This is a genomic window from Methanobrevibacter thaueri, assembly GCF_015062915.1.
GTDB lineage: Archaea > Methanobacteriota > Methanobacteria > Methanobacteriales > Methanobacteriaceae > Methanocatella > Methanocatella thaueri_B.
Genome location: NZ_SUTJ01000002.1, coordinates 242,050 through 269,003, shown reverse-complemented (window position 1 = coordinate 269,003; position 26,954 = coordinate 242,050). Strand labels below are relative to the sequence as shown.

Sequence of the window (26,954 nt, the reverse complement as noted above, 5' to 3'; positions counted from 1 at the left end):
TTAAACAGAGTAAAATACATCGGTTGTAAAATGAGCGCTGGAAACATTGTCTGTAACAGTAGTGTAGATTTACACGTTGGTGCAGAAATGTCCGGTGGATCTATTCTCGTTAAAGGTGACGCAGCAGCTCACGCTGGAAGAGAAATGTCTGGTGGATACCTTGAAATCGAAGGAAACACCAAAGAGTTCACTGGTGCTTCTTACATTGGTGAATGGAGAGGTATGACTGGTGGACAAATCGTTGTTGGCGGTAACGCTGGAAAACAATGTGGTGAATGTTTAACCGGTGGTAGAATCCACGTTAAAGGTAACTGTGATATCTTAGCTGGTATTCACATGACCAAAGGTATCATTGAAATTGACGGTGACGTAAACCGTTGGCCTGGTGGACAAATGAAAAACGGTAACATTATCATTCACGGTTTCCTCGGTAGGTTACTCGAAGGATTCGTTCTCGATGGTGTTGTTGTAGATCCTGAAATTGAAGGTAGTACCTTTGAAGGTAAATACATTAAATATACTGGAGATATTGGTCTTAACGGTAAAGGTAACCTTTATTTAGGCGCTGAAGCTAACAAAGAAAAATTAGCTGAATACGGCGAATTAGACGACGAATATACTTCAATCAGAGAATACAGGAATTTATAATTCCTTCTCTCTTTTTTCTTTTTTTTAGGCGATATTATGGTAGAAGAAGTTCAGATGACTCTTGAAGAAGCAATTGAGTATGTTAGAAATGAAGTTCATGTTACTGATGTTTTAGAGATTTCTTATAATCGTATTTTTGCTCCCGGCGAAGTTTTAGGTATCACAGAAGAAGATGAAGTGACCGGTGAAGGTCTTAGAGTCGGATTGCAATTAACTGGTGAAATCTTAAACCAATCAATTGAAGTCGATTTTAATGAAATCGGTGAGGATTTGCTTGAAATGCGTCACATCCATGATGGTAAGGAAGTGATTATAGAGCTTCTATAATCCTATTTTTTTATCAAAAATTTTTTTGTTCGTAATAATACAAACATTTATATGTTATAAAACATATTCTTATATATCGGAGTTGATATCATGAAAACTTTAGAATTAACAACACCAGAAGCTGTAGAATACCTAAAAGAAAATGTTAAAATTCATGATAGAATTGAAATTGCATACAACAGGATTTTTGCAGAAGGAGAAGTCTTAAACGTTGATTTTTCCAAATATTTTGGCAAACCGGGCTTCAAATTATTAATTGATCTTGACGAGAGTGACCTCGGTGCCACAATAGAAGTAGATGTATATGAAGTCGAGGAAGATATAATAGAATTTGTGCACTATCCAAAGGATGGTGAAGAAGTGGATGTAACTGTAATCTAGTTACAACCTATTCATTTTTTCAAAAGGAATCAATTTTTCAATAGCCTTAACATGTATGTCAATGCCTTTTTCTCTAATTGCGGCTATTGAATTCAAACCACTGCCTGCAACGATACCGAAGTTATAGTTATCTGCCTTTGCATTGTAGGTTAGGGCTCTCGGTTTTCCTATTTTATATATTGAAAAGCCGGTTTTATCCAAGGTATCCAATAGGTCAACAGCATAATCACGTGAAATGTATGGAATTTCCTTGAAACTGGCCAATACCTTTTTCGGACCGATGCTGGTTGAAACAGATGTCATGTCCTTTGCAATGAAAATCTTGTGAGGGTCAACGGTTGACCCGTTGTATGAGATTAGCTCAATGAATAATGACGGTTCTGTAAGCTCCAGCAATCCTCCATATTTTGGATTGCAGATAATTCCATTGTTTATGAGGATTCCATCAATGCTCAAGCTGCATATTGTAGCTATTCCAACAGTGTCATCGTCAGTTGGATGATCCATAATCTGGTAGTATGGATTGATGTGTTTAGGGTCATCGTTGTATGTCTCTTCCATAATGTTCAATGCCTTATCCAAGTCATCCCTTTTAAGGTATGATATGTTGGAAACGATGTTTCCCTTTCTTTTTTCTATATCGAAGTTGACCTGCTGTATAAGGTTCCATGATTTGGACAGTAAGAATGATATTTTAGGCTGCAAGTCATGTGTGACAGGTTTCAGGTGATTTCTGATTGTTGTTGTAATTGGGGATAATGTCTTGAAGTCCCTGATTTCCTCAGCAATCTTGATGTCAATGTTCTCTCCGGATTCCTGCACTGCCCTGAATGGGGTTATTCCACCAACAATGGCTATTCCAACCATTCCATCAGGAACAGGAATTCCCAATATGTCCTTTCCCTCATCGGAGATTCCAATTACTCCGCCTATGCCGATCTTGTCAAGTTTTTTGATGATTTCAATTGTCCGTTCACGACCGACGCCCGGTATCAGTCTGAAGTTTGCAGGAATTATTCCGTTTCCTGAGTCGACTACGTCTAGAACTGATGTTCTGTTTGGTGAAGAGAATGCGTCCAGCGGTGTAAGTGAGGTTTTCTTGTAGGATATGAGTTCTTCAAACCTTATTGGCTTGTAATCCTCAACTTTGATAAGTCCTCCGTAAACAGGCTGTGAGGATATTCCCTCATTGAGAAGTATTCCATCGATTGTTGTTCCGCACAATGTTGTTACTTCAATTCTGCCTTCACTTTTATCTTCATTTAAATTAACGTAAGGACTAACAGAAAGACCGCTTTCAATAATATCTTTAAGTATATCGATTGATTCTTCGTTATAAACAGTTGATGTATTGACTACAACATTTCCTGTTTGAGTCATATAGTTGAAGTCAGTTAAATAAATCATTTCCTCAAATTTTGAGTAGATGAAATCGACCTGGTCATAAATCAGACCCTTTTCCAATTTTTCACGACCAAGTTCAGTTATCACTCTTCCAGAATACCCCATTCTTTCAGTATATCCTTTTTCATCCAGGACCTGCATATGGTACCTTACTGCACGCTCTCCTAGATTAAAGCCCTTATCCCTAAGCTCATCAGCTATCAGTTTGGATCCTATAGGCTTATCATGCTGGGTTAATATTCTCAGTATCTCAATCATTCGGGGTTCTGAATCTGACATAGTTGACTCCAATTAAAAAAAATAAATATTTAGATTAGATATCTAAATATTTTCTTTGTTCGTATCCGAACACTTGAACACGATATTCGTCCCATTCTTGGTATTTAAGCTCTAGGAACTTTTCACTGACATGAGGGCCCAATGCGTTAAGTATGAGTGGGTCTTCCTCAAGCGCATGGTATGCTTCCCATAGACTGGTTGGAAGAACCTTGATTCCTCTTTCAGCGATTTCCTCTTCGCTTAATTGGTAAAGGTCTACTTCAACAGGTTCTCCTGGGTCAATCTTGTTGACGATACCGTCAATACCTGCTTCAAGCATTACTGTAAATGCAAGGTAAGGGTTACATGCTGGGTCAGGTGACCTGTACTCGATACGTGTTGCTTTTCCACGTGCTGCAGGAACTCTTATTAAAGCAGATCTGTTTCTAAGACCGTATGCCCTGTATACAGGAGCCTCATAACCTGGAACTAAACGTTTGTATGAGTTAACAATAGGGTTTGTAATAGCGGTAATAGCTGGAGCGTGCTTGAGTAATCCTCCCATGAAGTAAAGTGCATCTTTTGAAAGGCCTGTTTCTGAGTCAGGGTCTGAGAATAAGTTTCTGTCTCCCTTGAACACGGACTGGTGACAGTGCATTCCACTTCCGCTCACGCCGAAGAATGGTTTTGGCATGAATGTAACTCTGTAGTCCATTTGGTCAAAGGTAGCCATGTTGTCTACAATGGCCTTGATTGCTTGTTTGAATGTGATTACAGCGTCAGCAGTCTTAAGTGCATCCTTGAACTTGAATGCGATTTCGTTTTGACCCGGTGCCACTTCGTGGTGGGATGCTTCAACTTCAAAGTCCAAATCCTCAAGGTTCAAGGTCAATTCTCTTCTGAAATCAGGTCCCTTGTCCAACGGTTCCACATCAAAGTATCCGGCTTCATCGTAAGGCATAGGATAACCATTTTCATCAATGTCCACAATGAAGAATTCAGGTTCAGGACCTATGTTGTATTGAAGTCCCATTTCTGCAATGTGCTTAAGGGATTTTTTAAGAACTCCCCTTGGGTCTCCTATGAACGGTTCGCCGTCAGCTGTCCATACGTCACAGATGAATCTGCATGTTGCGGATTCCTCTGGTCTCCATGATAATCTTGAGTAAGTGTCAAGGTCAGGTTTTAATACCAAATCACTTTCATTGATTCCTACAAATCCTGCAATTGATGATCCGTCAAATAACATTCCTTCGTTAAATAATTCACTCATATCTTCGCCATTGAATGGTATGACGATATTTTTTACAGTACCGTTAATGTCGACAAACTGCAAACGGATAAATTTGATGTTATCCTCTTTCATTTGTTCGACTACTCTTTCAATTTTTTCTTCTGGAATATCGCTCATTAAAATCAAGCTCCACATTTAATAGTCGGAAAACATCTTCCTATCAAAAATATATTTCCAACTCGTAGTATATAAATCTTTATATATACTTTAATATGATATTTTTGATATATAAAATAAGAAGTTTTATTTTTTTTAGTAAATAAAGTTCATTAAATTTTAAAATTTAATATTAAATCGTTCAAAACAATACAAAAAAGAGTAAAAGAATTTGACTTAATGTATAATAAGCCAAATCAGAAATGGTCAAATTCGCTTCCGAAATACTCATAAACTTTCTGAAGTTCCTCAGGAATATTAAGCATTTGTGTACAGAACGGAATGCACTCCTCACATTGAACGCAACTGTCAGCCCTGGAATCATCATCAATCAAGCTGAAATACTGCATTGCACTGGCCTTAGGGTCCCTCATCATGTGTGCAATGTTGTACTCGGTAAGGCAGTTAATGATGTCAACGCCATGAGGGCATGGCATGCAATAGCCGCAGCGGGTGCAGTCGTTTCCCAGAAATGTCCGGTATGTACGTGCGACCTCACGGATGATTTCCTTATCATAATCGGAGATTACATCCTCGGTTGAAGCTATCCTGATGTTGTCCTTGACCTGATCCATGGTTGTCATTCCGCTGAAGACGCAATCTACATCGTCACGGTTCCACAGGTACTGCAATGCCCATTCGACAGGAGTCCTTTTGACTTCCGCCATATCCCACAGTTCCTTGACTTCGTCCGGAATGTTGTTGACCAGTCTTCCTCCACGAAGAGGCTCCATGATCATGCTTCCCATATTCACCTGCTTCAGGTAGTTGGTTCCCATGACTCCTGACTGGTAGTACTCGTCAAGATAGTTCAATTGGGTCATTGCAACCTCCCATTTCGGATACTCGTCAATTATTTCAATGACATAGTCAACCTCAATATGGGATGAAAAGCCCACATGCTTAACCTTTCCTGATGAAAGGGCATCATCCAAAAAGTCAAAGACATTAAGGTCTCTAACCTTTTCCCAATCCGCAACATTCAGGGAATGGAGCATGTAAATGTCAATGTAGTCTGTCTGAAGCTTTTCAAGCTGTTCGTCCAGGAACATGTCAAAATCAGATTTCTTTTCAACCGCCCAAACGGGGGACTTGGTTTGAAGAATTATTTCGTCCCTATATGAATTCTCCTTGAAATATTCTCCTAAAAATCTTTCGCTTTCTCCGCTTCCCTCCAGGCCTTCTGAATGGTATGGATATGCGGTGTCAATAATGTTCACTCCGTTTTCAATTGCGTATGTAAGCATTTTTGATGCTTCTTCTTTATTAATATCAGCGTTATTGGTTTTTGTTGGAAGTCTCATTGTTCCAAAACCCAGTCTGGAAACCTCAAGACCGGTTTTTCCAAGTGTATTGTATATCATTTCAAATCCTCAATGTTATTTATTGTAAAATGAGTTATAAAATTGTTATGATTTGATAAATAGTCTTTAAAAAATAGTTGTTAGATGGAAAATTCCTGGGATTTAGGATGCCGGGGGCGGGATTCGAACCCGCGATCTCACGGTATCCCAGGAATACGCTAGAGCACTGCTATATTACCCTATGAGCCGTGCGCTCTAACCAGCTGAGCCACCCCGGCATCTAACAAATATATATATTTTAATCATTACATTTAAAGGTTTTGTTTTTTGGCCGATTTTTTGGAGGTTCAGAATCATTTTTAAAAAATATTTTATTATAAAAAAGTTATATTTAATAACATTTAAAATCAAAAGTTTACTTAATTAAATAATTTATGATGATATTATGAGCAAAGTTAAAGACATGTCACTTGCACCTGAAGGTGTAAGAAAAATCGAATGGGTTCAAAAACACATGCCTGTTTTGGAACACATCAAAGCTGAATACTTGGAAACTCAACCTTTTAAAGGAATTACAATCGGATCATGCCTACACCTCGAACCTAAGACAATCAATTTAGGTTTGACCTTGATGGCTGGTGGAGCTGAAGTCGCAATGACTGGGTGCAACCCATTATCCACTCATGACGATGCAGTTGCAGGAGCAGCAGATTTAGGATTAAACGTTTATGGTTGGAGAGAACAGGATGATGAGGAATACTACCAAACCATCAACATGGTTCTCGACCACAAGCCTGATATAATCATTGACGACGGAGCAGACATGATTATGGTGCTTCACAATGAAAGAAAAGAATTGTTAAGCCATATCAAAGGTGCATGTGAAGAAACCACAACCGGTGTTCACAGACTTCAAGCAATGCATGCTGACGGAGCATTGAAATTCCCAGTAATTGCAGTAAATGACGCTTACACAAAATACCTATTTGACAACCGTTACGGAACAGGACAATCAAGTTTCGATGCAATCATGGGAACAACCAACATGGTCATTGCAGGAAAAACCGTTGTCGTATGTGGTTACGGCTGGTGCGGTCGTGGATTGGCTTTAAGGGCAGCAGGTCTCGGTGCTGATGTAATCGTCACTGAAGTTGACCCAATCAGAGCACTTGAAGCAAGAATGGATGGATACCGTGTAATGACAATTCGCGAAGCCGTAAAACAAGCTGACTTAATCATTACCGTAACAGGTAACGCAGACATCATCTGCGGTGACGACTTCAAATACATGAAAGACGGATGTATGCTTGCAAACTCCGGTCACTTCAATGTTGAAATCAACCGCCCAGACCTTGAAGCTATTTCAACTAGCGTTAAGGAAGTGCGTGAAAGTATTGAAGAGTTCACAACCAAAGACGGTCGTAAGATTTATCTATTGGCTGACGGTCGTTTGGTCAACCTTTCAGCAGCACGTGGACAAGGACACCCTGCTGAAATCATGGACATGAGTTTTGCTGTACAAGCTTTATCCGCAAAACACATCCTTGAAAACGACTTGCCTGTTGGCGTAACCAAAGCACCTGATGAAATCGACTACAATGTTGCAAGCATGAAATTGAAAGCAATGGGCATTGAAATCGATTCATTGACTGATAAACAAAAAGCTTACATGGCAAATTGGCAAGAAGGAACATAGATTTCCTTCTAAAACTTCTTTTTTTATGTCTTATTTTAAATATATCGACAATGGCAGCGGACCGACCAAGTTATTCATTGGCGGCGTTCATGGAAACGAGGGATACACATCCATGAAGTTCCTTGAAAGGATTAATGAAGATGATTTGTCCTCCGGCCAGTTCTACTTTTATAATTTCGATAAAACCCCATACATTTCCACTATCAAGAAGGAATACTATGAAACCGAGTTGGGCCAAAAGATTTTAGGTTTGATTGAGTACTTTGAACCTGATTTCTACACCGAGCTTCACTGCTTCAACCTTAAAAACTATGGGAAGCTGACCTCAATGGAGAGGTATGAACGAACAGGTATTCCACCTTTAATTGAGCTTGGAAATCATGTTCTGGTGTCTTCGGTGTCCCCATTAATCAGAATGACATATTTTTCAACAGAAACTGTCTGCAAGACCCTGGAGTTTCCATGCCTTGAAAAACTGACTCCTGAAATTGTCGAGGAATATGGATTCAATAAGGATTTGGCCATTAAGACATATGAGGATTTATTAAAACTGATTTTAAAGTCACCTTCACGTGAGCATTTTGAAAGGCAGATGCTGATTGACTATGCAGATCAGGTTGACCTTGCTGTCAAGTATGCCAAGAAGGTGTTTGGTGAGGATTTTCCTCCATACTGATTTTGTTTATATAATATTGTCACCATACTATTATATGGTGATTAAATGGCAAAGTTTTGTAAAAATTGTGGAGCAGAATTGGAAGACGGCTCTATTTTTTGTAATGAATGCGGCACTAAGGCCGGTGACAGCAAACCGAACAACAGCTTTTCCAATGATCTTTTCGGACAGTACCATATTGACATGATGGATGATGAATTCATAATCAGACAGTCCCAGATTCATAACGGTTGTTTGTTTGCTCCGTTAATTGTTTTAGGTTTGGGTATTCTTATTGGATTAATTAATTTCTTTATAGAGTTGACCTCATGGTATTATTTTGACCCTATATTTGCATTTATGGGATTTTTCAACATTTTCACAATTGTAGGTGCAATCTGGTTGGTAATCCGTTATATTGCCTACATAACAAATGACTTGATTTTAACCAATAAGAGAGTCTTCGGTAAATGCGGTTTGATTTCAACCACCCAAATGCAATCTCCATTAAACAAAATCGATTCAGTTGCATTCAGCAATGGTTTGATTGGAAAATTAATAGGATATGGAACAGTTGAAATAGCAACCACTTCATCAAAATTCAAGTTCCGCTTCATTCGTGAAGGTCAAACCTTATATAATGATATCTTCAATCAATTGGAAGTTTCCGATGCTGAAAAAAGAGTTGAAAATGCTAAAGTGATTGTTGAAGAATTTGCTAAAAAAATGGAATAGTTTTAGAAGAGCATCCTCTTCTAAAAACTTTTTTTTTGATTTAACTGCTTTCAACAGTGAAACTGTTGATTATTTGGTCTATCTCGGATGAATAAAGATCGGTATCCGGATTATCTGTGAAGAATGTTAAATAATAGACATCGTCCCCTTTCATATAGGATACCATTCTAAAGTGGTCAACATCCATAGTTGTTACGCCGTCATATGCCAGATATGGAGTATAAGTCATCCATGTGGTTGTGTCTCCGCTGTACTCCTTGTTGGAAGATACATTCTTTAGTTTATCCGGATTTGCAGAGTAATCATAGACTGTATACCCATTTATGGTAGTATCTTTTATCTTTTTATAGCCTGCTTCCTTACCGTTATCCTTAATAGCCTGGAAAAATGCCTTTTCCTGTGCTGCGGATCCTCCACTTACTGGAGTGAAGAGTACACTCACATTATCTCCGGACGCAACACCCTTATCATCAATAACGTATTTGCTCGGCAATGTCACTGTTGCATCATTTGCAACCAAGGTCACGTCGGAATTTGATAGAATCATCATTCCCGCTGCAATAATTGCAACGATTACTACTATCACACCTATAATAATTTTTCCCTTTCTTTCCATGTTTTTCACCAAAATTAAAAATGAATAACATTTTTATATATTAAATGCATCATAGATAAGTCGGATAAAGAAAAGACTTTCATTGTATTCTGAAAAAAGAGTAAAATAATGATTTGTTGAAGATTTTGTCAAAAAATAGAATAAGTTTAGAAGATTGTCTCTTCTAAAGAATTTTTTTAAAACCACGCATCAAGGCTTCCCTGTGAGGAATTCAGGTTTTTAAGCCTTTCTGATGCTTTTGTTACACGTTCAACTGAAAAACCGTGTTCATAGCACATGAATTCAATCAGCTTGTCCTTATCTGGTTTTCCCCAGTCTATTTTATAATCTGTATTGACGTTATGCTTCAGGAAAATGTCTCTTACCTCATTAAGGTCATGGGTTGATTCCTTTTGAAGCTCTGCTATCTTTTCTTTCAGCTGTCCCTTATGGGCTAATTTGAGTGCGGTTTTTGCACCAATTCCTTTCATGCCGTCGCAGAAGTCAGTGCCTATAAGGATTCCCATATCGACCAGTTCCTCGCGTGTGATGTCCAGTTGCCTTAAAACCTTGTCCAGCTGGTAATATTCAAGGTTTCCAAGGTTTGAGTTCACTGCAAGGTTTCTAACGACTCTTTTGGCACCGAATAAAAGGCAGTCATAGTCCTGTGAAGCTACTGCATATGCGTCCCCGTTTGCCACAAGATAGGCTGCTTGTGCTTCCCCTTCACCTTTTGCCTCAACATATGGAATTCCCATCAGTGTCAATAGTTTTTTTGAGGATTCGATTATTTCAGGTGAGAGCTTGGATGATCTCATTGCATATTTCCTTGCCTTTTCAGTGTCTCCGGCCTTGAGGGCTTCCTTGAAGATTTTTTCGGATTCCTCCCTCACTTCCCTTCTTTTTGCCTGGGTTTCACTTTTAAGTTCAGGTGCCTGGCCGTCAAAGATATAGATCGGCTTTATGTCCTTTTCAATCATTGATGAGTTACGGTAGAGTATTCCACTTAAGTGTGAGGTCACATTGCCGTTTTCATCTGTCAATGGTCTTCCGTCTCTCTGTCTGATTGTTGAAAGGAACTGGTAGAGAGTGTTGAATGCATCGATTGAGACAACTCTTCCTTCCAAGTCTTTAAAAGTTATTGATTCAGGTTCGACTATATCCTTTAGCTTTACACCCATTTTATTCACCTAGATTTCTGTAAAGTAGCTTACTGGAAACATTTCCTTAATCCACATCAATATCTCATCATTGTTTATGATGACATAGTCACGAGCCAGGAAGTCCTCATCGGTTCCGAACATTTCTATAAGTTTCTCGTTTGGCTTTTCAATGAATATGTTGTTGACTTCCCTTCTTGATTCTATGTGGTAGTTTTTCAGGATTCTTCCGATTGGAATATCTGCCCTTAGAAGGTCATTGCAGACTTCCTTAGTGCATCTTCCCAATGGAACATGTGAAATTGCATATATCAAAGGCTGCTCGTCCTTGTGCATCAGGACTTCCCTGAAGTTGATCTCATCGCCCTTGTTCACATTAACCAGTTTGGCACGTTTCTCGTCGGCAGCTTCCAGATGCTGGTCTATGGTGTCCAGTGTGATTTTACCGTACAGGACATCAAGAATAGCGGTAATTGATCCGTCGGTTGTTAGAAGTATTTTCTGTGTGTTTGAGAATTCCTGACCGTAGTCTTTTTCAAGCTCGTTCATCTTTTCGATTAGTCGTTTGTTTGCTTCGTTTTTGTCCTGTGCCATTTAAAACACCTATAAGTCTTTTGGATTGGTAATAACTCCGGTGAGTGCAGATGCTGCAACCACTTTGGAGTTAGATAAGTATACTGATGAAGCAGGATCTCCCATTCTTCCCTTGAAGTTCCTGTTGGTTGTGGAAATGCATGATTCTCCCTCGGACAGCACTCCCATGTGTCCTCCGAGACATGGTCCGCAACCTGGATTGCAGATGATTGCTCCTGCATTGATGAATGTGTCGATGTATCCTAAATGGATTGCCTGTTGGTAGATTTCCCTTGAGGCAGGCAATATCAATAATCTTATGCTGTCGTCAATGGTGTTTCCTTCCAATATTTCAGCAGCATCCTTCAAATCGGAAAGTCTTCCGTTTGTGCATGATCCAATCAGGCACTGGTCGATTGAAGTCCCTTCTATTTTTGAGATTCCTTTCACGTTATCGACATCATTAGGGCATGCTATTTGAGGTTCCAAATCGTTAATGTCAAAGTGCATTTCCTTTTCATAAACGGCATCATCATCTGATCTGACGATGTTCAATTCGCCTTCTTTTTTGCCGGTCCTTTGGCAGATATAATCGATTACTTCCCTGTTAGGTTCCATTATACCGTTTTTGGCACCCATTTCAATTGCCATGTTACACATGGTTGCCCTTCCTTCAACGCCCATGTTCTCAATGGTTTCGCCGCAGAACTCAGCGGTCTTGTAGGTGGCGCCGGCTATTCCGATGTCTCCGATGATGTTTAGGATAATGTCTTTTGGTGCAATGTAAGGGTTCAGCTCGCCTGTCACTTCCATTCTGATTGCAGGCGGCACCATGAACCAGGTTTTTCCTGTTGCCCAAACCATTGCAAGGTCAGTTGCACCCATACCGGTTGAGAATGCTCCAAAAGCTCCGTATGTGCATGTGTGTGAATCCGCTCCGACTATGACTTTTCCAGGTTCCACCAATCCCATTTCCGGAACGACCTGGTGGCAGATTCCCTCTCCATGAATGTAGTTTTTTGTGATATTTTGCTTGTTGATGAAGTCACGGCAGACTTTTTGAAACTCTGCTGAGCCGATTGTGTTTGCCGGTACGTTATGATCGAAGATTATTGCTATTTTTTCAGGGTCCCATACCTTGTCTGCAATCTTCTCGAATGTTTTGATTGCAGGGGGACTGGTTCCGTCGTGTGACATGGCAAGGTCCACTGGAATCTCTATGATTTCGCCAGGGGTTACTTCATGGCCAGCCTTTGCGGAAAGTATCTTTTCAGTAATGTTCATAATAATGACCTATTTTTTAGTGTTTTTAACGATTTCTCTAAATACCTTATCGTTAATGTATTTTCCTTCTTCTCTTTGCTTTTTGACTTGCCTTACGATTTCAATGAGTTCGTCGTTGGTAACGTCAAGGTCACATTCGTTCAATTTTGCTCTGACAGCTCTGCATCCGGAATGTTTTCCAAGTACAAGTTGACGTCTTTGTCCGACAAGTTCAGGAAGGTATGGCTCGTAGCATAAAGGCTCCTCGATAACGGCATCCACGTGGATTCCTGATTCGTGACGGAATACGTTGTTTCCAACAACAGGCTTGTTGTATGGAATTGGAAGTCCGCTTGCCTTTGACACAAGGTCGGATAATTCCTTGATGTATTTGGTCTTGAATCCGTAGTCCTTGCCGTAGAGGATTTTCATTGCCATGATGAGCTCTTCAAGTGAAGCGTTACCTGCCCTTTCACCGATACCGTTGACGGTTGTTGAAACCGCTTTGGCACCTGCCAGAACACCGACGATTGAGTTTATAACTGCCAATCCGAAGTCATTGTGAAGGTGGACTGCAATGTCAAGTTTTAAGTCCTTTACAAGTTCCTTGACCAGGTAGTCAATACCTTGTGGTGTGATTGCACCGGTTGTGTCTGCAATGTGCACCCTGTCGGCTCCGCACTCTTCTGCCTTGCCGTAGATACGTTTCAAGAATTCAATGTCTGTTCTTGTTGCGTCCTCAGCGGAGAATGCAACAAAGAGTCCGTGATCCTTAGCGTAGTCCACTGCGGTTTCACAGAGGTTTATTGCGTCTTGCCTTGTGATGTGCATCTTGTGGTCGAGGTGGATGTCGGAGGTTCCCACAAATGTGATGATACCGTCCACGTCACAGTCAAGAGCAGCATCGATGTCTTCGGTTTTTGTTCTGGTCAAACCGAGGATTGTGGCATCAAGGCCCTCGTTGGCTATTGCTTTTACTGATTCCTTTTCCTTTTCAGACACTATTGGAAAACCAGCTTCAATCTGGTGTATCTTGAATTGGTCAAGTTTTCTTGCGATTTCTAGTTTTTCTTCAAAGCTGAAACAAACTCCAGGGGTTTGTTCACCGTCCCTTAGTGTTGTATCATAAATAGTAATGTCTTCAGGAAATGAAAATTCATATTCCTTGTTATAATGACTTATAAAATATTGCAAAATTATCACTTCTAAAATTTAATATATATTATTTGTAGTTAGTTAGTATTTAAACTTTCTAAAAGTTCCATATATGATGTTCTCTCAAAGCCTTCGGTAATGCCTAATCTTTCAAACAGGTCGAATATCATCTTTTGGGCTTCGCTGTAGTCGTTTCCGTCCTCAAGGGATATTTCTATTTCCATATATGGTGGAAGGCCTTCAACATCATCAAGTGATATCTCAAAGTTTTCATAGGTGTAGTACTGTCGGTTTTTTCTTACAGTACGCACCGGCTTGAATCCTATTTCCTCAAAGATGTCCCTTGCCTTTTCGGCACTTTCAATATTCATCTCAACTTCCTTTCTTGTTTTGGCATCCTTGTTGAGTTTCGGACCCTTGTAGGTTATGAAAATATCATTGTTGGTTGTTCTTATTCTCAATGCCTCATCGGTTTTTGCAAAATCCACTATGGGACTTGCAAAGTAGATGTCTTCCTGAAATTCAGTTTTGCTTTTAACTGCACCTATGCTTTCAAGTTTCTCTTCGATTTCTTCAAAGCCATCAATCCTGGCTTTCACTTCAACTTCAATCATGCCAATCAACTAACCTAAACTTTCAAATCAATAAATAATTATCAATCCATCATTTTGATTCTTGAATTTTTTTCTAAAATTATTGTCCTTATTTGTTTTTCAGTTATTTTTACTAAAAATTAGTAACCTTTATAAATAAGTATTTTCAATATATTGTTTTTAATTTTATTTATAAATACATTGTTAAATCTGAAAAATTATTTTTTTACAATAATTTTAATTTTTCAAGAAAAATTTTAAATAAACATACCTTTATATACTATTTAAATATAATATTTAATTAGTAAAAATTAAATCGATTTTTTTGTTTTCTATAATTTTTACTTACTACTTTTAATAATTGATTGGAGGTTTTAAATTGACCGATGTTGAAATTAAGATTGAAAACATTGTAGCTTCTGCTAGTATTGGTAAAGATATTGACCTTTCTGTAGTCAAAACAGCTTTAGAACCTGATGTTACTTTTAATCGTGAACAGTTTCCTGGATTAGTCTTCAAACTTAAAGATCCTAAAACTGCAGCATTGATTTTCAGTTCAGGAAAGCTCGTTTGTACCGGAGCTAAGTCTATTGACAACTCTAAAACAGCAATTAAGAAGACTGTTGATTTAATGAGGTCAGTGGATACCGATATTCCTGAAGAGTTTGAAATTAAAATTCAAAACATTGTGGCTTCTGCAAACTTAGAATCCACATTAAATTTAGAAGCAGTAGCTTTAGAACTTGAAGATACTGAATACGAACCTGAACAATTCCCTGGTTTAGTATACAGATTATCTGACCCTAAAGTGGTATTATTATTATTTGGTTCTGGTAAGGTCGTTTGTACCGGTGCTAAAACCAAAAGTGACGCTAAATTAGGCGTCGAAAGAGCTTACGATAGATTAAGTGAGCTAGATTTAATATAATTGGTGGTATTATTGATTAAACTTGTAGTATTTGACTTAGATAACGTTATTATTGATGGTGAAGCAATAGATGAGATAGGAAAATTAGCAAATGTTGAAGAGGACATAGCTGAAATTACAGAAAAAGCTATGCAAGGTGAAATAGACTTTGAAACTTCTATTAAAGATAGAGTTCAACTTCTCGAAGGAACTTCTATTGAAGACATCGAGAAATTAGCTGATGAACTTCCATTAATGCCTGGAGCATGCAAAACCATCAACTGTCTAAAAGAAAAAGATATAGATGTAGCTATCATTAGTGGTAGTTTTGATGTAGTGGCTGAAAAAGTTCAAGAAAAACTCGGTGTTGACACTGTTTACACTAATAGTTTCACAGTCGAAGATGGTAAATTAACTGGTGAAGTGACTGGTCCTTTAGTAACCGGATCTAAATTAGATGTATTAAAAGACCACGTCGAAGAAGCAGGAATTGCATTGGAAGATGTAGTTGCTGTTGGAGATGGCGCTAACGACATTTCCATGATTGAATCAGCTGGATGCGGTATTGCATTCAATGCAAAAGATTCCGTAAAAGAAATAGCTGATGTAGTAGTAGAAGAAAAAGACTTGTGCAAAGTCTTATGTGAAATCCTTAATCAATTAACCACTGAAGATGAAAGTGAAACTGTAGAAGACGAAGAAGAAGCTGCTGAAGAAGCTGAAGCAGAAGAAGTAACCGAAGACATTGCTGAAGAAGCTGAAGCTGAAGATGCGACTGAAGAAGCTAGCGAAGAAGAAGCAGAAGAACCTGCAGAAGAAGAAGCTAGTGAAGATGAAGCTGAAGAAGCTGAAGAAGAAGCTCCTAAGGAAAAATTCGTTCTTGCTGACACAATGGAAGGCGTCAGAAAACAAAAAGACGAAAAAGAAGCTGAAATCGCACAAGTAGCTGATGAAAGGGAAGAATTCAACAAAACAGCTAGAGAACAACGTAAAATAAGAGATGAATTAAACGCATCCTTAAAAGAAAACTTAAACAAAGCTATTGAATTCAGAAATGAGCGTAACGAAATCAACAAACAAGTTGAAGAAGCTAAAAAAGCTCGTAATGAAGCTAATTCCAAAATCAAAAACATCGAATGGAATTCAGGAAAACGCAACAAAATTAAAATCGAAAACGAGATCAAAAAGATTGATAAAATCATCGAAACTCGTGTATTAGATATTAAAAAAGAAAACCAACTTGTTAAAAACGCTAATGACTTAAGAAAACAGTTAATGGAAATTCATGAGGACGAAGCTGCTAAAGGCGAAGTTGAAGAACTCAAAAAAGTTTCCGAAGAAGAACACGCAAAAGTCATTGAACTTTCCGAAAAAGCTCAAGCTGCTCACGAAGAAATGCTTAAATACTTCAGAAAAACTGATGACATCAGAACCGCAGCTGATGACGCACACAAAAAATTCATCGAAGCTCGTAGAAATGCATCTGAAAAACATGAAGAGTTCAAAGCTATCTTAAGTGACATTCACGTTATCAATAAGAAATTAGGTTCCAACAAACCTAAACGCAGAAAATCTGATAACAAAGGATCTTCCGGAGCTAACAAAAACCGTGAAGAAAAACAAAGAGCTCAAGAAATCTTTGAAAAATTCAAACAAGGTGGAAAAGTCTCTACTGAAGAGATTTTACTATTGCAAAAATACAATATAGGTTAAATTCATTTAACCTTTCCATTTTCTTTTTTTTAAGGTTTTAACATGTCTGAAGAAAAAATCGAAACTTGTTTTATATGCGGTCAAAAATTTGACATGAATAAGGCAGAGCTTGGATATTACCGTAACGGCAAGTATCCGATTTGCGATTTCTGCGCTGATTTTTACCGTTTCTATAATGAAGACTTAACTTCTGAAAAATAATTCTTATTCTTTTTTTAAAAAAATAAAAGCATGGTTGATGGTATTATTCCCTTGAAGTGTGTATTGATGCTTCAAGAGCGGTGGTCATGCTTGATAAAAGCCATTTGGTTTTAGTGTCAGTTTTATGAATTTTTTTAAGCCTTTTAACTTTACTTAACAGTAACTTGTTTTCCTCTTTTGTGAATGAGGAGTTTTTCCAAGTGTATGTCCAATGAAGCAGGTGCGGATTCAGGCTTATGTTTTGAATTTCCTTTGAATATCCTTCAGTGCACTTTCTGCAGTATATGTAGGACTCCATTAGCTCATCCAAGAGTCTGACATTGACTGTTTTTGTGATAGACTTGTCCTCTGGCAGGTCACGGATATAGTAGTCATAGCACATGAAGTTGTTTAGGAATACGATTCCCTTTGCAGCCAGAAGGGTTTCAAGGGTGAATGCCATGTCATCTCCTGAAACGAAAGGTTCAAAGCGTATATGGTTGTCCATAATCAAGTCCCTTCTGTAGATTTTGCTCCAAACTGAAGGGTGCATCTTCAATATGTCCGGTTCCTGTTCGATATTGTCAATGTGGATTGTGTCCAATGGGCTGTCACGAGAATATACTCCTTGGACGGTTTTACCGTAGATGAGGCTTTCCAGAACATTGTCCCAGATGAAATCCGGCACGTTAATGAAGTTTTCTGTTTCAAAGGTCTCGTCAGGGTAGGCCTGCTCCAGTGAATCCATGTATGGGGAGTATGACTTTTGAACCTTTCCGCCGTATTCGAATATTCTTCTGAAACGTCCGAAAGCCATCTGTGCATCATTTGCCTTGACCGCATTGTACAGCACTTCACAGGCGTCAGGAGTGTATCTGTCATCCGGATCCAGAAACATTATGTAGTCTCCGGTGCATGCCTTGATTCCTGTGTTGCGGGGAGTGTATGCGGCACCGCTGTTTTCCTCATGATGAATCGCTATGCAGCAGTCATATTTCTCTGCATATTCATCAATAATCTTGTCGGATCCGTCGGTTGAGCAATCGTTGACCATGATTATCTCAAGGTTCTCATTTCCTATTGTCTGGTTGACAAGTGAATCGATTCCGCCCCTTAAATGGTCTCCGACATTGAAAATCGGTAATATAATACTAATTTTGTCATCCATCTTATCATCAAAATAAAATTTATTAATAATAATATACTTTGAACATATATTAATATTTGTAGTTTTCTAATTGCATGTCTGCATAGTAACACTTTTATATTATTAATTTCTTTAAACTATATTTAATAAAAATTGAGATAGGTACGAGAATAATGCATGAAGTAATAGTTTGCGAAAAACCAACATCTGCGGAAAAAATAGCAAAAGCGCTTTCACCAAGTGCTAAAAAGAAAGTATACAATAAGAAAGTTAAATATTGGGAACTTAAAAAGGATTCAAAGGACATTACCGTTGTATCCGCTGTCGGACACCTTTATTCACTCACACCGGACAACCCTAAGGACAAGGTTTATTTCGACCTTCACTGGGCTCCTGCATACGAGGTGAACAAGAAGGGAAGCGGATTTACAAAGGATTATGTCAGGGCCATCAAGAAACTGGGCAAAAATGCCGATTCCTACATTCATGCTTGCGATTATGATACTGAAGGAACATTGATAGGCTACAATGCATTGAAGTATGCATGTGGCCAGGATAACCTCAGCAAAATTTCAAGAATGAAGTTTTCAACATTGACCAAGAAGGATTTGCTTGAAGCTTATGACAACAGAATCGATTTGGACATGAACCAGGTCGACACTGGTATTGCAAGACACGTATTGGACTATTACTTTGGTGTAAATATCTCAAAAGCATTGATGAAATCTGTAAGCAGCGCAAAACACAGATTCCTAAAACTATCCGCAGGACGTGTGCAGACTCCTACATTATCTATTCTTGTTGAAAGGGAAAATGAAATCAAGAATTTCGTTCCTGAACCTTACTGGATGATCAAGGCGCTTGTTCAAGGCAAGACCGAGAACGGCGTTGAGGACAGGATTGCAGTTGACCATGTCGACGGCAAGATATTCGATAAGGCTCGTGCCGATGAGATTATGACCAAATGTAAGGATAAGGATGCAAGGGTTCACAAGATCACCATTTCAAACTCTAAGACTCAGCCTCCTGTACCGTTCAACTTGGGAGGCCTTCAGTCCGAAGCCTATAACGTTTTCGGATTTTCCCCTAAAAAGACACAGGTCATTGCCCAAAACCTTTATACTGCGGGTTACACTTCCTATCCGCGTACTTCATCTCAAAAATTGCCTGAAAGCTTGGGCTTCAAGGAGATTTTCTCACAATTGGCACATGATAGTGAGTATAAAAAGCACATCTCACAGTTGCCATCCAAATTAAAGCCTAACAACGGTAAGAAGGAGGATGCGGCTCACCCTGCAATACATCCTACAGGAATCCTTCCTCAAGGATTGTCAAGGGATGACAAGAAAATCTATGACTTGATTGTCTACAGGTTCATCTCAGTGTTCTTCGAACCAGCCAAGTTCGAGACAATGAGCACAACCCTGGACATTGAAGGCGAGAAGTTCCGTTTCAGAAGAAGAAGAGTCACCCATAAGGGCTGGATGGAACATTATCCATACAGAAACATTGACAATGAGGAATTCCCCGACATCAAGGAAGGCGACATTCTAAAAGTTTTAAAACTTCTTGCCGATGAAAAGGAAACCAAACCTCCTGCAAGGTATAATCAGGCTTCCCTGATTAAGGAACTGGAGAAAAGGGAGCTTGGAACAAAGGCAACTCGTGCAGACATTATTGACAAGCTTTATGACAGGAAATACATAACAGGAGACAAGCAGATTGAGGTTAACCAGCTTGGTGCCAACATGATTGACACCCTCTCAACATACTGTAATGACCTCACTTCAGAAGAGCTCACAAGGTCTTTTGAAAACAAGCTTGAGGGAATTGACAACAACACTTCCACCCGTCATGAGATAATCGAGGAGGGTCAAAAGGAAGTTAAGTTGATTCTCGGCGACATCACAAAGAATTCCAAGGAAATCGGAACAAAACTCTATGAGTCCTATCAGGAAAGTAACATTGTCGGAACCTGTCCTAACTGTGGTGGAAATCTCGTTAAAAGGTATTCTCCTAAAACCAAGGCGTCATTTGTCGGATGTTCCAATTATCCGGATTGCACAACAGTGTATTCCATTCCTAAGGGTACCAATTTCCTTAAGAAGAAATGTGAAAAGTGCGGTCTTCCAATCATCTCATTCGGAAAGCCTAGACAGAGAGCCTGCCTTGATCCTAATTGTGGAAAGGATAAAACCAAACCTCACAAGCCTGAAGAGGTTGGTGAATGTCCTGAATGTGGCAAACCTTTGCTTAAGCGTTCCGGAAGGTATGGTGAGTTCATCGGTTGCAGTGGTTTTCCAAAATGCCGTTTCACATGTTCTGTAGAGGAACTCCCACATAAATTAAAATGAAATTTATTTTTTCTTATTCTTTTTTTAATGCATAATATTTAATAATGTGGAAAAAGATAGATATATACCAATAAAAATATTTTTTCACATTGTTTGAAATTATTTTTATTTTTCTAATAATTTTTTATTATTAATGAAATTACATAGAGGATTTTTAATGAATAGAGATACTTTATTGACAGTAGGTAAAGGAGTTATTATTGTTTTAATTCTTTTAGCTGTTGTCTTCGCATTAAAAGCTCCTGCGGCCGATTTGAATATGCTCAACGATGATTTAAAAGCTGAGTATACTGATGCCTCAGGTCTTCCTTATTTCAGTGAAATGGATTCATATTATAACTATAGGTTGACCGAGGATTTTGTTGATCACGGCTACGTGGGAGATGAAATGGTAAATGGTAGTGAATGGGATATGCACAGGTATGCCCCAACAGGAAATCAGATTAATTATGAGTTGGGTATTGTCTGGGTGACTTCATGGTTACATGACTTTGCAAATAATTTCCTTGGAGGAAATCATTCACTTAAAGAAGTTGCATTCTGGACTGGAGCTATTATATCTACCTTTGCAGTAATTCCGGCATTTATCTTTGCCAGAAGATTGACTAATGATTATGGGGCAATTGTAGCAACATTGATTATTGTGCTTGCTCCGAACTATTTCGCGCACACATTCCCAGGATTTTTCGATACAGATATGTTCTACTACATATTCTCACTGTTCTTCATATTCTTCTTCGTTGAGTCCATAAGGGCGAAGAACATGATATGGAAAGTGGTATTTGCAATCCTGTCCATCATATCAATAGGGCTGTTCTCACAACAATGGACAGGTTGGATCTTTTACGTTGCATTGATGGGAATGTTCGCAGTAGCATACCTTATTGCAACATTCGTATTTAACACAGGTGACGACAGGGGAGATTATGACAATGTGCTTTCATGGCTAGTCCATCAGAAGGCATTCCTATCTGTTGTTATTATTGGTGTAATCGGATTTATAGGTCTTGCAGTATTCAAAGGTGTAGATGGAGTGCTTGGAATCTTTGGAAGTGTGCTTGGATTGTTAAACTTACAATCTGCATCAGTGGTTGTTGGTGGATTCCCTAACGTACTTATTTCCGTTGCAGAGATGCAAGCGCCAAACATGCTTGGTTCAGGAATGACTTCCCTGTTCTTAGCTAACACTAACGGTGCAATCAACGGTATCGGTGGTATTCTAGTATTGTTCGCCGGTTTAATCGTACTGTACACTTTAGTGTCAAGGGCATGGAAATTCAGAAACCAAGGCGTAGTGAAAACTTCTGAAAAACCTCAAAAAGGTAAAAGATTGTCCGCAGCTAAAAAACTGGACAATGACCGCAAGTTCAAGCTATCAATGGCTGACTTGAAATTCGGTGGAGACAATCCTATTTTAGGAGACAAACGCCTAACAGTATTGTATGCAACACTCTTCGTTGTATGGGTACTTGTAACAATACTTGCGGTAACTCGTGGTTCAAGGTTCATTACCACTCTCGTTTTACCATTCGGTTTATTAACAGGTATTTTTGTAGGATTCGCCTGCGATTACATTAAGAATAAATTAGATAATGATAAATGGTTAACTGTTGCAGTTATTTTCTGTGCAGTATTTGCGGCCGTGCCTTTATCCACAGTAAACACCATCTACGGTGTATTGCTCTTTGTGGCTATTGTCGCTATCGGTTTAGCTACAATCTATGCAATCAAAGACAATTCAGCTGACAAGAAACATGTTCCTATCAAGAAATATGTTTTAATCGTTGCTTTGGTCTTGGCACTTGTGACCCCAAGTATCTGTGGGGCTTACCAAACCTCAGAACAAGTTGTTCCAGGTACAAGTGACCCAATGTGGAACGCTATGCAATGGGTTAACGAAACCCAACCTGACGATGTTGTAATCACATCCTGGTGGGACTTCGGTTACCTCTTCGAGGTTGCTGCCGACAGACAGGTAACATTCGATGGGGGTTCCCAGACTGGGGAAAGAGCGTTCTGGCTTGGTCAGGCAATGACAACAGATGATTTGGAACTGTCTGCAGGAATATTTAGAATGTTGAACACTAAAGGTACATTGGCTGATGAGTATCTGACAAACGTTACAGGTTCAACAGGTAAGACAACCGATATCCTTATTGACATCTTGCCAAGAACCGCTGATGACGCTCAAAAGCAGCTCACATCCAAATACGGTTTAACATCTGCAGAAGCTAAACAGACTATAGAATACACTCACCCAAGTGACCCTAGACCAGTAATCTTCGTTGCATCAAGCGATATGCTCGGAAAATCTGGTTGGTGGACTTACTTCGGAGCATGGGACTTTGACAACCAGACTTCTGAAAATTACAACTACTACGTACCAACTGAACAAGTGACAGTCAAGGCCGGTGAAACAGGCAAGCTTACATTGTTAGAAGATCAAGGTATGACAGTAAACGCTGTAATTGAAAGAGGAACAGGTAACAATACCACATCAGCCCATATCGAATCAGTATACACTGAAAATGGTGAGCCAATTAAAGTTAACGGCAGTGAATACAACCCATTGAAGGCATCAGACATAATTCTGATTGAAGATGGATACATCATGAAGAACGAATCCATCAAAGGTGCCGATGATGGTAATTACACATTGTTCATCATGGGTCAGGATAATGCATACACTCCAATACTAATGAGTAATGAGCTTACAAACTCCATGTTTACAAGACTATACTTACTCGGTGGAGCCGGTCAAAACATCTTTGAACCTGTACACTCTGAAAACGGTGTAATGCTGTTCAATGTTAACTTTAACAACACAAAAGCTGGAAATTAGATTAGTTTAACTACTAATCTACCTTTTTTCTATTTTTTTTAAATTATTTATACTATAACAATCTTAAATATTAACTAATTATTTTTATTGGGAGTTTAACCTAAATGGGTATTGAAGAAAAGATTAAAGATATTGAAGAGGAAATTCAAAAGACACCTTACAACAAGGCAACTTCCCACCACATTGGAAAATTAAAAGCTAAATTATCCAAATTGAAAGAAGAGTCATTGCAGAGAAGCAGTGGTGGGTCAAAAGGACAAGGTTTTCACGTTAAAAAGTCAGGTGACGCTACTGTTGTACTTGTAGGTTTTCCATCAGTAGGTAAATCAACCTTGTTGAATAACATTACCAATGCCGAAAGTAAGGTTGGCGCTTATCAATTCACAACATTAGACATTGTTCCGGGAGTCATGGAGCATAAGAATGCTAAAATCCAGGTTTTTGACATTCCTGGAATCATTACCGGTGCAAGCAGCGGTAAGGGTAGAGGAAAGGAGATTTTGTCAGTGGCCAGAACCGCTGATTTGATACTTATCGTATTGGACACTTTCAATCCACAACATTTGGATGTGATTATTAAGGAATTGAGGGCCATTGGTATCAGGCCAAACGAACGTCCGCCGGATGTAACCGTTAAAAGGAAAAAGCTCGGTGGGGTCAAGGTATCCTCAACCTGTAAACTGACCAATCTGGATGAAAAGACAATCCGTTCAATCCTCAATGAGTACGGCTACATCAACGCTGATGTGCTGTTCCGTGATGATGTTACAATGGACCAGTTCATTGATGTGCTTGACAGGAACAAGTCCTACGTGCCAATGCTTATTCTGTTAAATAAAGTGGATCTTGTCGATGACGCATACATTGAGGAGCTTAAGAAATACATTCCGGATTTCATCCCGATTTCAGCTGACAAGAACACAAATATCGATGAATTGAAGGATATCATCTTTGACAATTTGGATTTGGTTCGCGTTTACCTGAAACCTCAAGGGCGCAAGGCGGACATGGAAGACCCATTGGTCATCAAGAAGGGTTCCACAGTAATCGATGCATGCGGAAAGCTTCACCGTGAATTCGTCAAGAACTTCCGTCACGCTAAGGTTTGGGGAACTTCCGTAAAATTCCCAGGTCAAAAAGTCGGACCTGACCATGTGCTTGAGGATGAGGACGTTTTAAGAATAATTCTAAAGAAATAACATGACAGCTATTTTTATAACCGGTACTCCATGTACCGGCAAAACAACTATTGCCTCCAGATTGAATGGACACCTGATTAAAATAAACGATGTTGCCATCAGCCATGATTTTGTACTGGGCATCGATGAGGATAAGGGATATAAGGTCATCGACATTGAAAAGTTAAGCGAATATGTAGATAGCTTGAGTCAAAACTGTGATGAACTGCTGATTTTTGAGGGACACCTGTCACACCTGTGCGATGGCGGAGATAAGATAATTGTCTTAAGGGTAAGGCCGGAAGTGCTCGAGTCCAGATTGAAGGGGAGAGAGTATTCAGATGCCAAAATCAGGGAAAACCTGGAAGCCGAGGCACTTGGAGTCTGCACCGCTGAGGCATATGACAAGTATGGTGACAAGGTTCAGGAGATTGACGTAAGCGATCTGGCAATAGATGAAGTTGTTGATTTGGTTGAAAAGATAATCAATGACGAGGTCACATGTCCTGTCGGTGAAATCAACTTTATGGATTGGCTTATTTCACACCCATAACAATTTTACGAAATCACTACAATTTTTCTTTTTTAAATCAATATTTACTTCAATGGGCTTAATATCATAATTGTGCTTTTGTGCTTTTGAATATATTGAAAATATTTATATATTTTTGAAGATAAATTATAATCTAACTTTTGCTAGCTAGTTTAAGTAAATAGATAAAGCACAATCGTTAAATCTTTATAATGATAATGAACATATTTAATATTAATCAGCTTTTGGTGGCGATACTATCACTGTAATAAGCATTGACATTGATGATGAATTACTGGAGGATTTAAAGAAACGTGCTTTAAAAACTAATTCTAATTATTTAGATTTAGTTAAAGAATGCATTGAAGAAGAATTAAATAATAAAGGACGTGATAATATGTCAATGATAAGTATAAATGATAATGTCATGGAAAAAGTCAAGATTATGTCTAAATTAACGGATAGGACTCCTGAAGAGGTTGTAAATGAAACTCTTTGGGATACATTAAGAAAGGTTAGGGACTTTCCAGATGAAATAGATTATGACCGCATTTGGAACATGCTTGACCATGATAAACCTGAAGGTGATGATGTATTGGAAAAACTCAGCAGAGTCAATAAACTTCTAAACGATTAATTCTCTATTAAACACCACAGGAGGATTTTAATTGATTTTTTTAGATACATCATACATTAATGGTTTGATCCTTAAGAAAGATTCCTACAATAATTTTTCTTCTAATCTCAAACCAATTCTAAAATCCGAAACAAAGGCAACAAACATCACTGTGTTAGTTGAAGTGTTGAACAGTATCAAGTTTAACAACTTTGATGGAAATATCAATGAAATCATCCATCAATTATTGCATCTTGATATTTTTGACTACTTAACAGCTGAGGACTATAAAAAGGCCATGGATCTATTCAAGTATTATAATTTTAGTATTAATTTCGCAGATTGCACAATCCTTGTTTCAATGCAAAAATATGGAATTAACAAGATTGTCACATCAGACAGTGATTTTGCAAAAATTAATGGCATTCGAGTGATTAGTGGATTTTTCTAATCCACTTTTTTCACACTATGTTTTGATTTTCACCATTTCAATCCTAAAATTCACAACCTTTATAAATGGTAATAAACATATTTATTCTTAATATTCATATTAACCTAAGGTTAAAATTTTTAACTATGGTTTTTGTTTTAAATTGCGCAAATCATTTTAATCCAATTCATGAATATTATATCCTACAAAGGGAGGATATTTTGACTAGAGGAAAACGACCCAAGTGGATGATTGACATGGCGATTGAAAGGATGAACATTCTTTTTAATCGGGCTGAGATGGAATTCATCACCCATCCTGAACGATCCAATCGCTACGTGGAACTTGCACTTAAATTATCCACCAAATACAATACAAAGGTGCCTGAAGAATGGTCCCGAAGGTATTGTAAGAATTGCAAGAGTTTCCTCACACCTGGTCGCAATTGCACCGTCCGGCTAGTTAACGAGTCAGTTAACATTTTTTGTGGTGAATGCGGTCATGTAATGAAAGTTCCTTACAGTAAGGAAAAAAAGTTTAAAAGGAGAGCTAAATATGAGTCACGAAAAGAAGGAAATGATGAATAGAGCTCTTAATGCGATGACAATTAACATTGGCAAATCTGGCGTTAATGATAATGTTATTGAAGAAATCAAACGCCAACTGAAAGCTAATGAAATCGTTAAACTTAAATTTGCAAAAAATATCGCTAGAGATAAAGATAAATACATCGACGAGATAGTCTCTAAGACAAGAGCAAAACTCATTGACGTTAGAGGTCATGTCGCTGTTATTTACAAGAAAAAGCCTTAAACATTATAAATTTAGAGTTACAGGCCCTATTTTTTTAGGTCTTAA

Annotated in this window: 27 protein-coding genes and 1 tRNA gene; 17 read left to right on the top strand and 11 right to left on the bottom strand. The window is 38.5% G+C overall.

Annotated elements, in window-relative coordinates; all coding sequences use genetic code 11:
* From E7Z78_RS02555 to E7Z78_RS02545, 3 genes are all read left to right on the top strand, one after another.
* Positions 1-648 (top strand): formylmethanofuran dehydrogenase subunit C (locus E7Z78_RS02555; RefSeq protein ID WP_303723606.1); only part of this gene is annotated, 648 nt, incomplete at its 5' end.
* A 36-nt stretch (positions 649-684) separates the two neighbouring features.
* Positions 685-975 carry a DUF2097 domain-containing protein gene (locus E7Z78_RS02550; protein ID WP_295001647.1) on the top strand — a complete coding sequence of 97 codons (291 nt, stop codon included), beginning with the start codon at positions 685-687 and terminating at the stop codon, positions 973-975.
* Between the two features lie 90 nt (positions 976-1,065).
* On the top strand, positions 1,066-1,356 hold the full coding sequence (locus E7Z78_RS02545) for a DUF2097 domain-containing protein (protein ID WP_303723605.1): 291 nt from the start codon (positions 1,066-1,068) through the stop codon (positions 1,354-1,356).
* Here E7Z78_RS02545 and E7Z78_RS02540 read toward each other — a convergent pair whose 3' ends face one another.
* The 4 genes from E7Z78_RS02540 to E7Z78_RS02525 all read right to left on the bottom strand — a co-directional run bounded on the left by E7Z78_RS02540 (position 1,357) and on the right by E7Z78_RS02525 (position 6,050).
* Positions 1,357-3,039 carry a DUF128 domain-containing protein gene (locus E7Z78_RS02540; protein WP_303723604.1) on the bottom strand — a complete coding sequence of 561 codons (1,683 nt, stop codon included), beginning with the start codon at positions 3,037-3,039 and terminating at the stop codon, positions 1,357-1,359.
* Between the two features lie 34 nt (positions 3,040-3,073).
* Positions 3,074-4,429: a type I glutamate--ammonia ligase gene (gene glnA, locus E7Z78_RS02535; protein ID WP_303723603.1), complete on the bottom strand. Its 1,356-nt coding sequence runs from the start codon at positions 4,427-4,429 to the stop codon at positions 3,074-3,076.
* A gap of 236 nt (positions 4,430-4,665) precedes the next feature.
* Positions 4,666-5,832 (bottom strand): aldo/keto reductase, encoded by a 1,167-nt coding sequence (locus E7Z78_RS02530; protein ID WP_303723602.1) that lies wholly within the window; start codon positions 5,830-5,832, stop codon positions 4,666-4,668.
* Positions 5,833-5,940: 108 nt separating this feature from the next.
* Positions 5,941-6,050 (bottom strand) — tRNA-Met (locus E7Z78_RS02525).
* 167 nt (positions 6,051-6,217) lie between these two features.
* Between E7Z78_RS02525 and E7Z78_RS02520 the strand changes: the two genes are divergently transcribed.
* From E7Z78_RS02520 to E7Z78_RS02510, 3 genes are read left to right on the top strand one after another with little or no spacing between them, the layout of a single operon-like run.
* The gene (locus E7Z78_RS02520) at positions 6,218-7,468 is read left to right on the top strand and encodes an adenosylhomocysteinase (protein WP_303723601.1); all 1,251 of its coding nucleotides are present in this window, start codon (positions 6,218-6,220) and stop codon (positions 7,466-7,468) included.
* 25 nt (positions 7,469-7,493) lie between these two features.
* Complete coding sequence (locus tag E7Z78_RS02515; protein ID WP_303723600.1) at positions 7,494-8,144, top strand: DUF2119 domain-containing protein; 651 nt, start codon at positions 7,494-7,496, stop codon at positions 8,142-8,144.
* A 45-nt stretch (positions 8,145-8,189) separates the two neighbouring features.
* Positions 8,190-8,858 carry a PH domain-containing protein gene (locus E7Z78_RS02510; protein WP_303723599.1) on the top strand — a complete coding sequence of 223 codons (669 nt, stop codon included), beginning with the start codon at positions 8,190-8,192 and terminating at the stop codon, positions 8,856-8,858.
* A 40-nt stretch (positions 8,859-8,898) separates the two neighbouring features.
* Here the strand turns inward: E7Z78_RS02510 and E7Z78_RS02505 are convergent, their stop codons facing one another.
* The 6 genes from E7Z78_RS02505 to cyaB form a co-directional block, all read right to left on the bottom strand.
* A complete protein-coding gene (locus E7Z78_RS02505) occupies positions 8,899-9,474 on the bottom strand; it encodes a hypothetical protein (RefSeq protein ID WP_303723598.1) in 576 nt (191 codons plus the stop codon).
* A gap of 176 nt (positions 9,475-9,650) precedes the next feature.
* On the bottom strand, positions 9,651-10,634 hold the full coding sequence (fen, locus tag E7Z78_RS02500) for a flap endonuclease-1 (RefSeq protein ID WP_303723597.1): 984 nt from the start codon (positions 10,632-10,634) through the stop codon (positions 9,651-9,653).
* A gap of 9 nt (positions 10,635-10,643) precedes the next feature.
* On the bottom strand, positions 10,644-11,207 hold the full coding sequence (locus E7Z78_RS02495) for a chorismate pyruvate-lyase family protein (RefSeq protein ID WP_303723595.1): 564 nt from the start codon (positions 11,205-11,207) through the stop codon (positions 10,644-10,646).
* Between the two features lie 9 nt (positions 11,208-11,216).
* Positions 11,217-12,470: a homoaconitase large subunit gene (gene hacA / locus E7Z78_RS02490; RefSeq protein ID WP_303723594.1), complete on the bottom strand. Its 1,254-nt coding sequence runs from the start codon at positions 12,468-12,470 to the stop codon at positions 11,217-11,219.
* Positions 12,471-12,479: 9 nt separating this feature from the next.
* Entirely contained in the window at positions 12,480-13,643 is a 1,164-nt protein-coding gene (locus E7Z78_RS02485) for a homocitrate synthase family protein (protein ID WP_303723593.1), read from the bottom strand.
* A 38-nt stretch (positions 13,644-13,681) separates the two neighbouring features.
* Entirely contained in the window at positions 13,682-14,218 is a 537-nt protein-coding gene (cyaB, locus tag E7Z78_RS02480; RefSeq protein WP_303723592.1) for a class IV adenylate cyclase, read from the bottom strand.
* Between the two features lie 358 nt (positions 14,219-14,576).
* Between cyaB and E7Z78_RS02475 the strand changes: the two genes are divergently transcribed.
* From E7Z78_RS02475 to E7Z78_RS02465, 3 genes are read left to right on the top strand one after another with little or no spacing between them, the layout of a single operon-like run.
* Positions 14,577-15,125 carry a TATA-box-binding protein gene (locus E7Z78_RS02475; protein WP_116592803.1) on the top strand — a complete coding sequence of 183 codons (549 nt, stop codon included), beginning with the start codon at positions 14,577-14,579 and terminating at the stop codon, positions 15,123-15,125.
* A gap of 12 nt (positions 15,126-15,137) precedes the next feature.
* Positions 15,138-16,817 (top strand): phosphoserine phosphatase SerB, encoded by a 1,680-nt coding sequence (gene serB / locus E7Z78_RS02470; protein ID WP_303723591.1) that lies wholly within the window; start codon positions 15,138-15,140, stop codon positions 16,815-16,817.
* Positions 16,818-16,859: 42 nt separating this feature from the next.
* Complete coding sequence (locus tag E7Z78_RS02465; protein WP_303723590.1) at positions 16,860-17,018, top strand: hypothetical protein; 159 nt, start codon at positions 16,860-16,862, stop codon at positions 17,016-17,018.
* 43 nt (positions 17,019-17,061) lie between these two features.
* On the opposite strand, the gene E7Z78_RS02460 is transcribed toward E7Z78_RS02465, so the two are convergent.
* On the bottom strand, positions 17,062-18,165 hold the full coding sequence (locus E7Z78_RS02460; protein ID WP_303723589.1) for a glycosyltransferase: 1,104 nt from the start codon (positions 18,163-18,165) through the stop codon (positions 17,062-17,064).
* A gap of 152 nt (positions 18,166-18,317) precedes the next feature.
* Between E7Z78_RS02460 and topA the strand changes: the two genes are divergently transcribed.
* The 8 genes from topA (at position 18,318) to E7Z78_RS02420 (ending at position 26,909) form a co-directional block, all read left to right on the top strand.
* Positions 18,318-20,498, top strand: a complete 2,181-nt coding sequence (gene topA / locus E7Z78_RS02455; RefSeq protein ID WP_303723588.1) for a DNA topoisomerase I — start codon at positions 18,318-18,320, stop codon at positions 20,496-20,498.
* A 157-nt stretch (positions 20,499-20,655) separates the two neighbouring features.
* Positions 20,656-23,340 (top strand): STT3 domain-containing protein, encoded by a 2,685-nt coding sequence (locus tag E7Z78_RS02450; RefSeq protein ID WP_303723587.1) that lies wholly within the window; start codon positions 20,656-20,658, stop codon positions 23,338-23,340.
* 104 nt (positions 23,341-23,444) lie between these two features.
* On the top strand, positions 23,445-24,539 hold the full coding sequence (locus E7Z78_RS02445; protein WP_303723586.1) for a GTP-binding protein: 1,095 nt from the start codon (positions 23,445-23,447) through the stop codon (positions 24,537-24,539).
* 1 nt (position 24,540) lies between these two features.
* Entirely contained in the window at positions 24,541-25,071 is a 531-nt protein-coding gene (locus tag E7Z78_RS02440; protein WP_303723585.1) for an adenylate kinase family protein, read from the top strand.
* A gap of 376 nt (positions 25,072-25,447) precedes the next feature.
* On the top strand, positions 25,448-25,687 hold the full coding sequence (locus E7Z78_RS02435; RefSeq protein ID WP_303723584.1) for a hypothetical protein: 240 nt from the start codon (positions 25,448-25,450) through the stop codon (positions 25,685-25,687).
* 31 nt (positions 25,688-25,718) lie between these two features.
* Positions 25,719-26,117 (top strand): type II toxin-antitoxin system VapC family toxin, encoded by a 399-nt coding sequence (locus E7Z78_RS02430; RefSeq protein WP_303723583.1) that lies wholly within the window; start codon positions 25,719-25,721, stop codon positions 26,115-26,117.
* A 200-nt stretch (positions 26,118-26,317) separates the two neighbouring features.
* A complete protein-coding gene (locus E7Z78_RS02425) occupies positions 26,318-26,683 on the top strand; it encodes a ribonuclease P protein component 4 (RefSeq protein WP_303723582.1) in 366 nt (121 codons plus the stop codon).
* Positions 26,652-26,909 carry a YhbY family RNA-binding protein gene (locus tag E7Z78_RS02420; protein WP_116592794.1) on the top strand — a complete coding sequence of 86 codons (258 nt, stop codon included), beginning with the start codon at positions 26,652-26,654 and terminating at the stop codon, positions 26,907-26,909. The genes E7Z78_RS02425 and E7Z78_RS02420 overlap by 32 nt, the downstream gene beginning before the upstream one ends.
* The last annotated feature ends 45 nt before the right edge of the window (positions 26,910-26,954 follow it).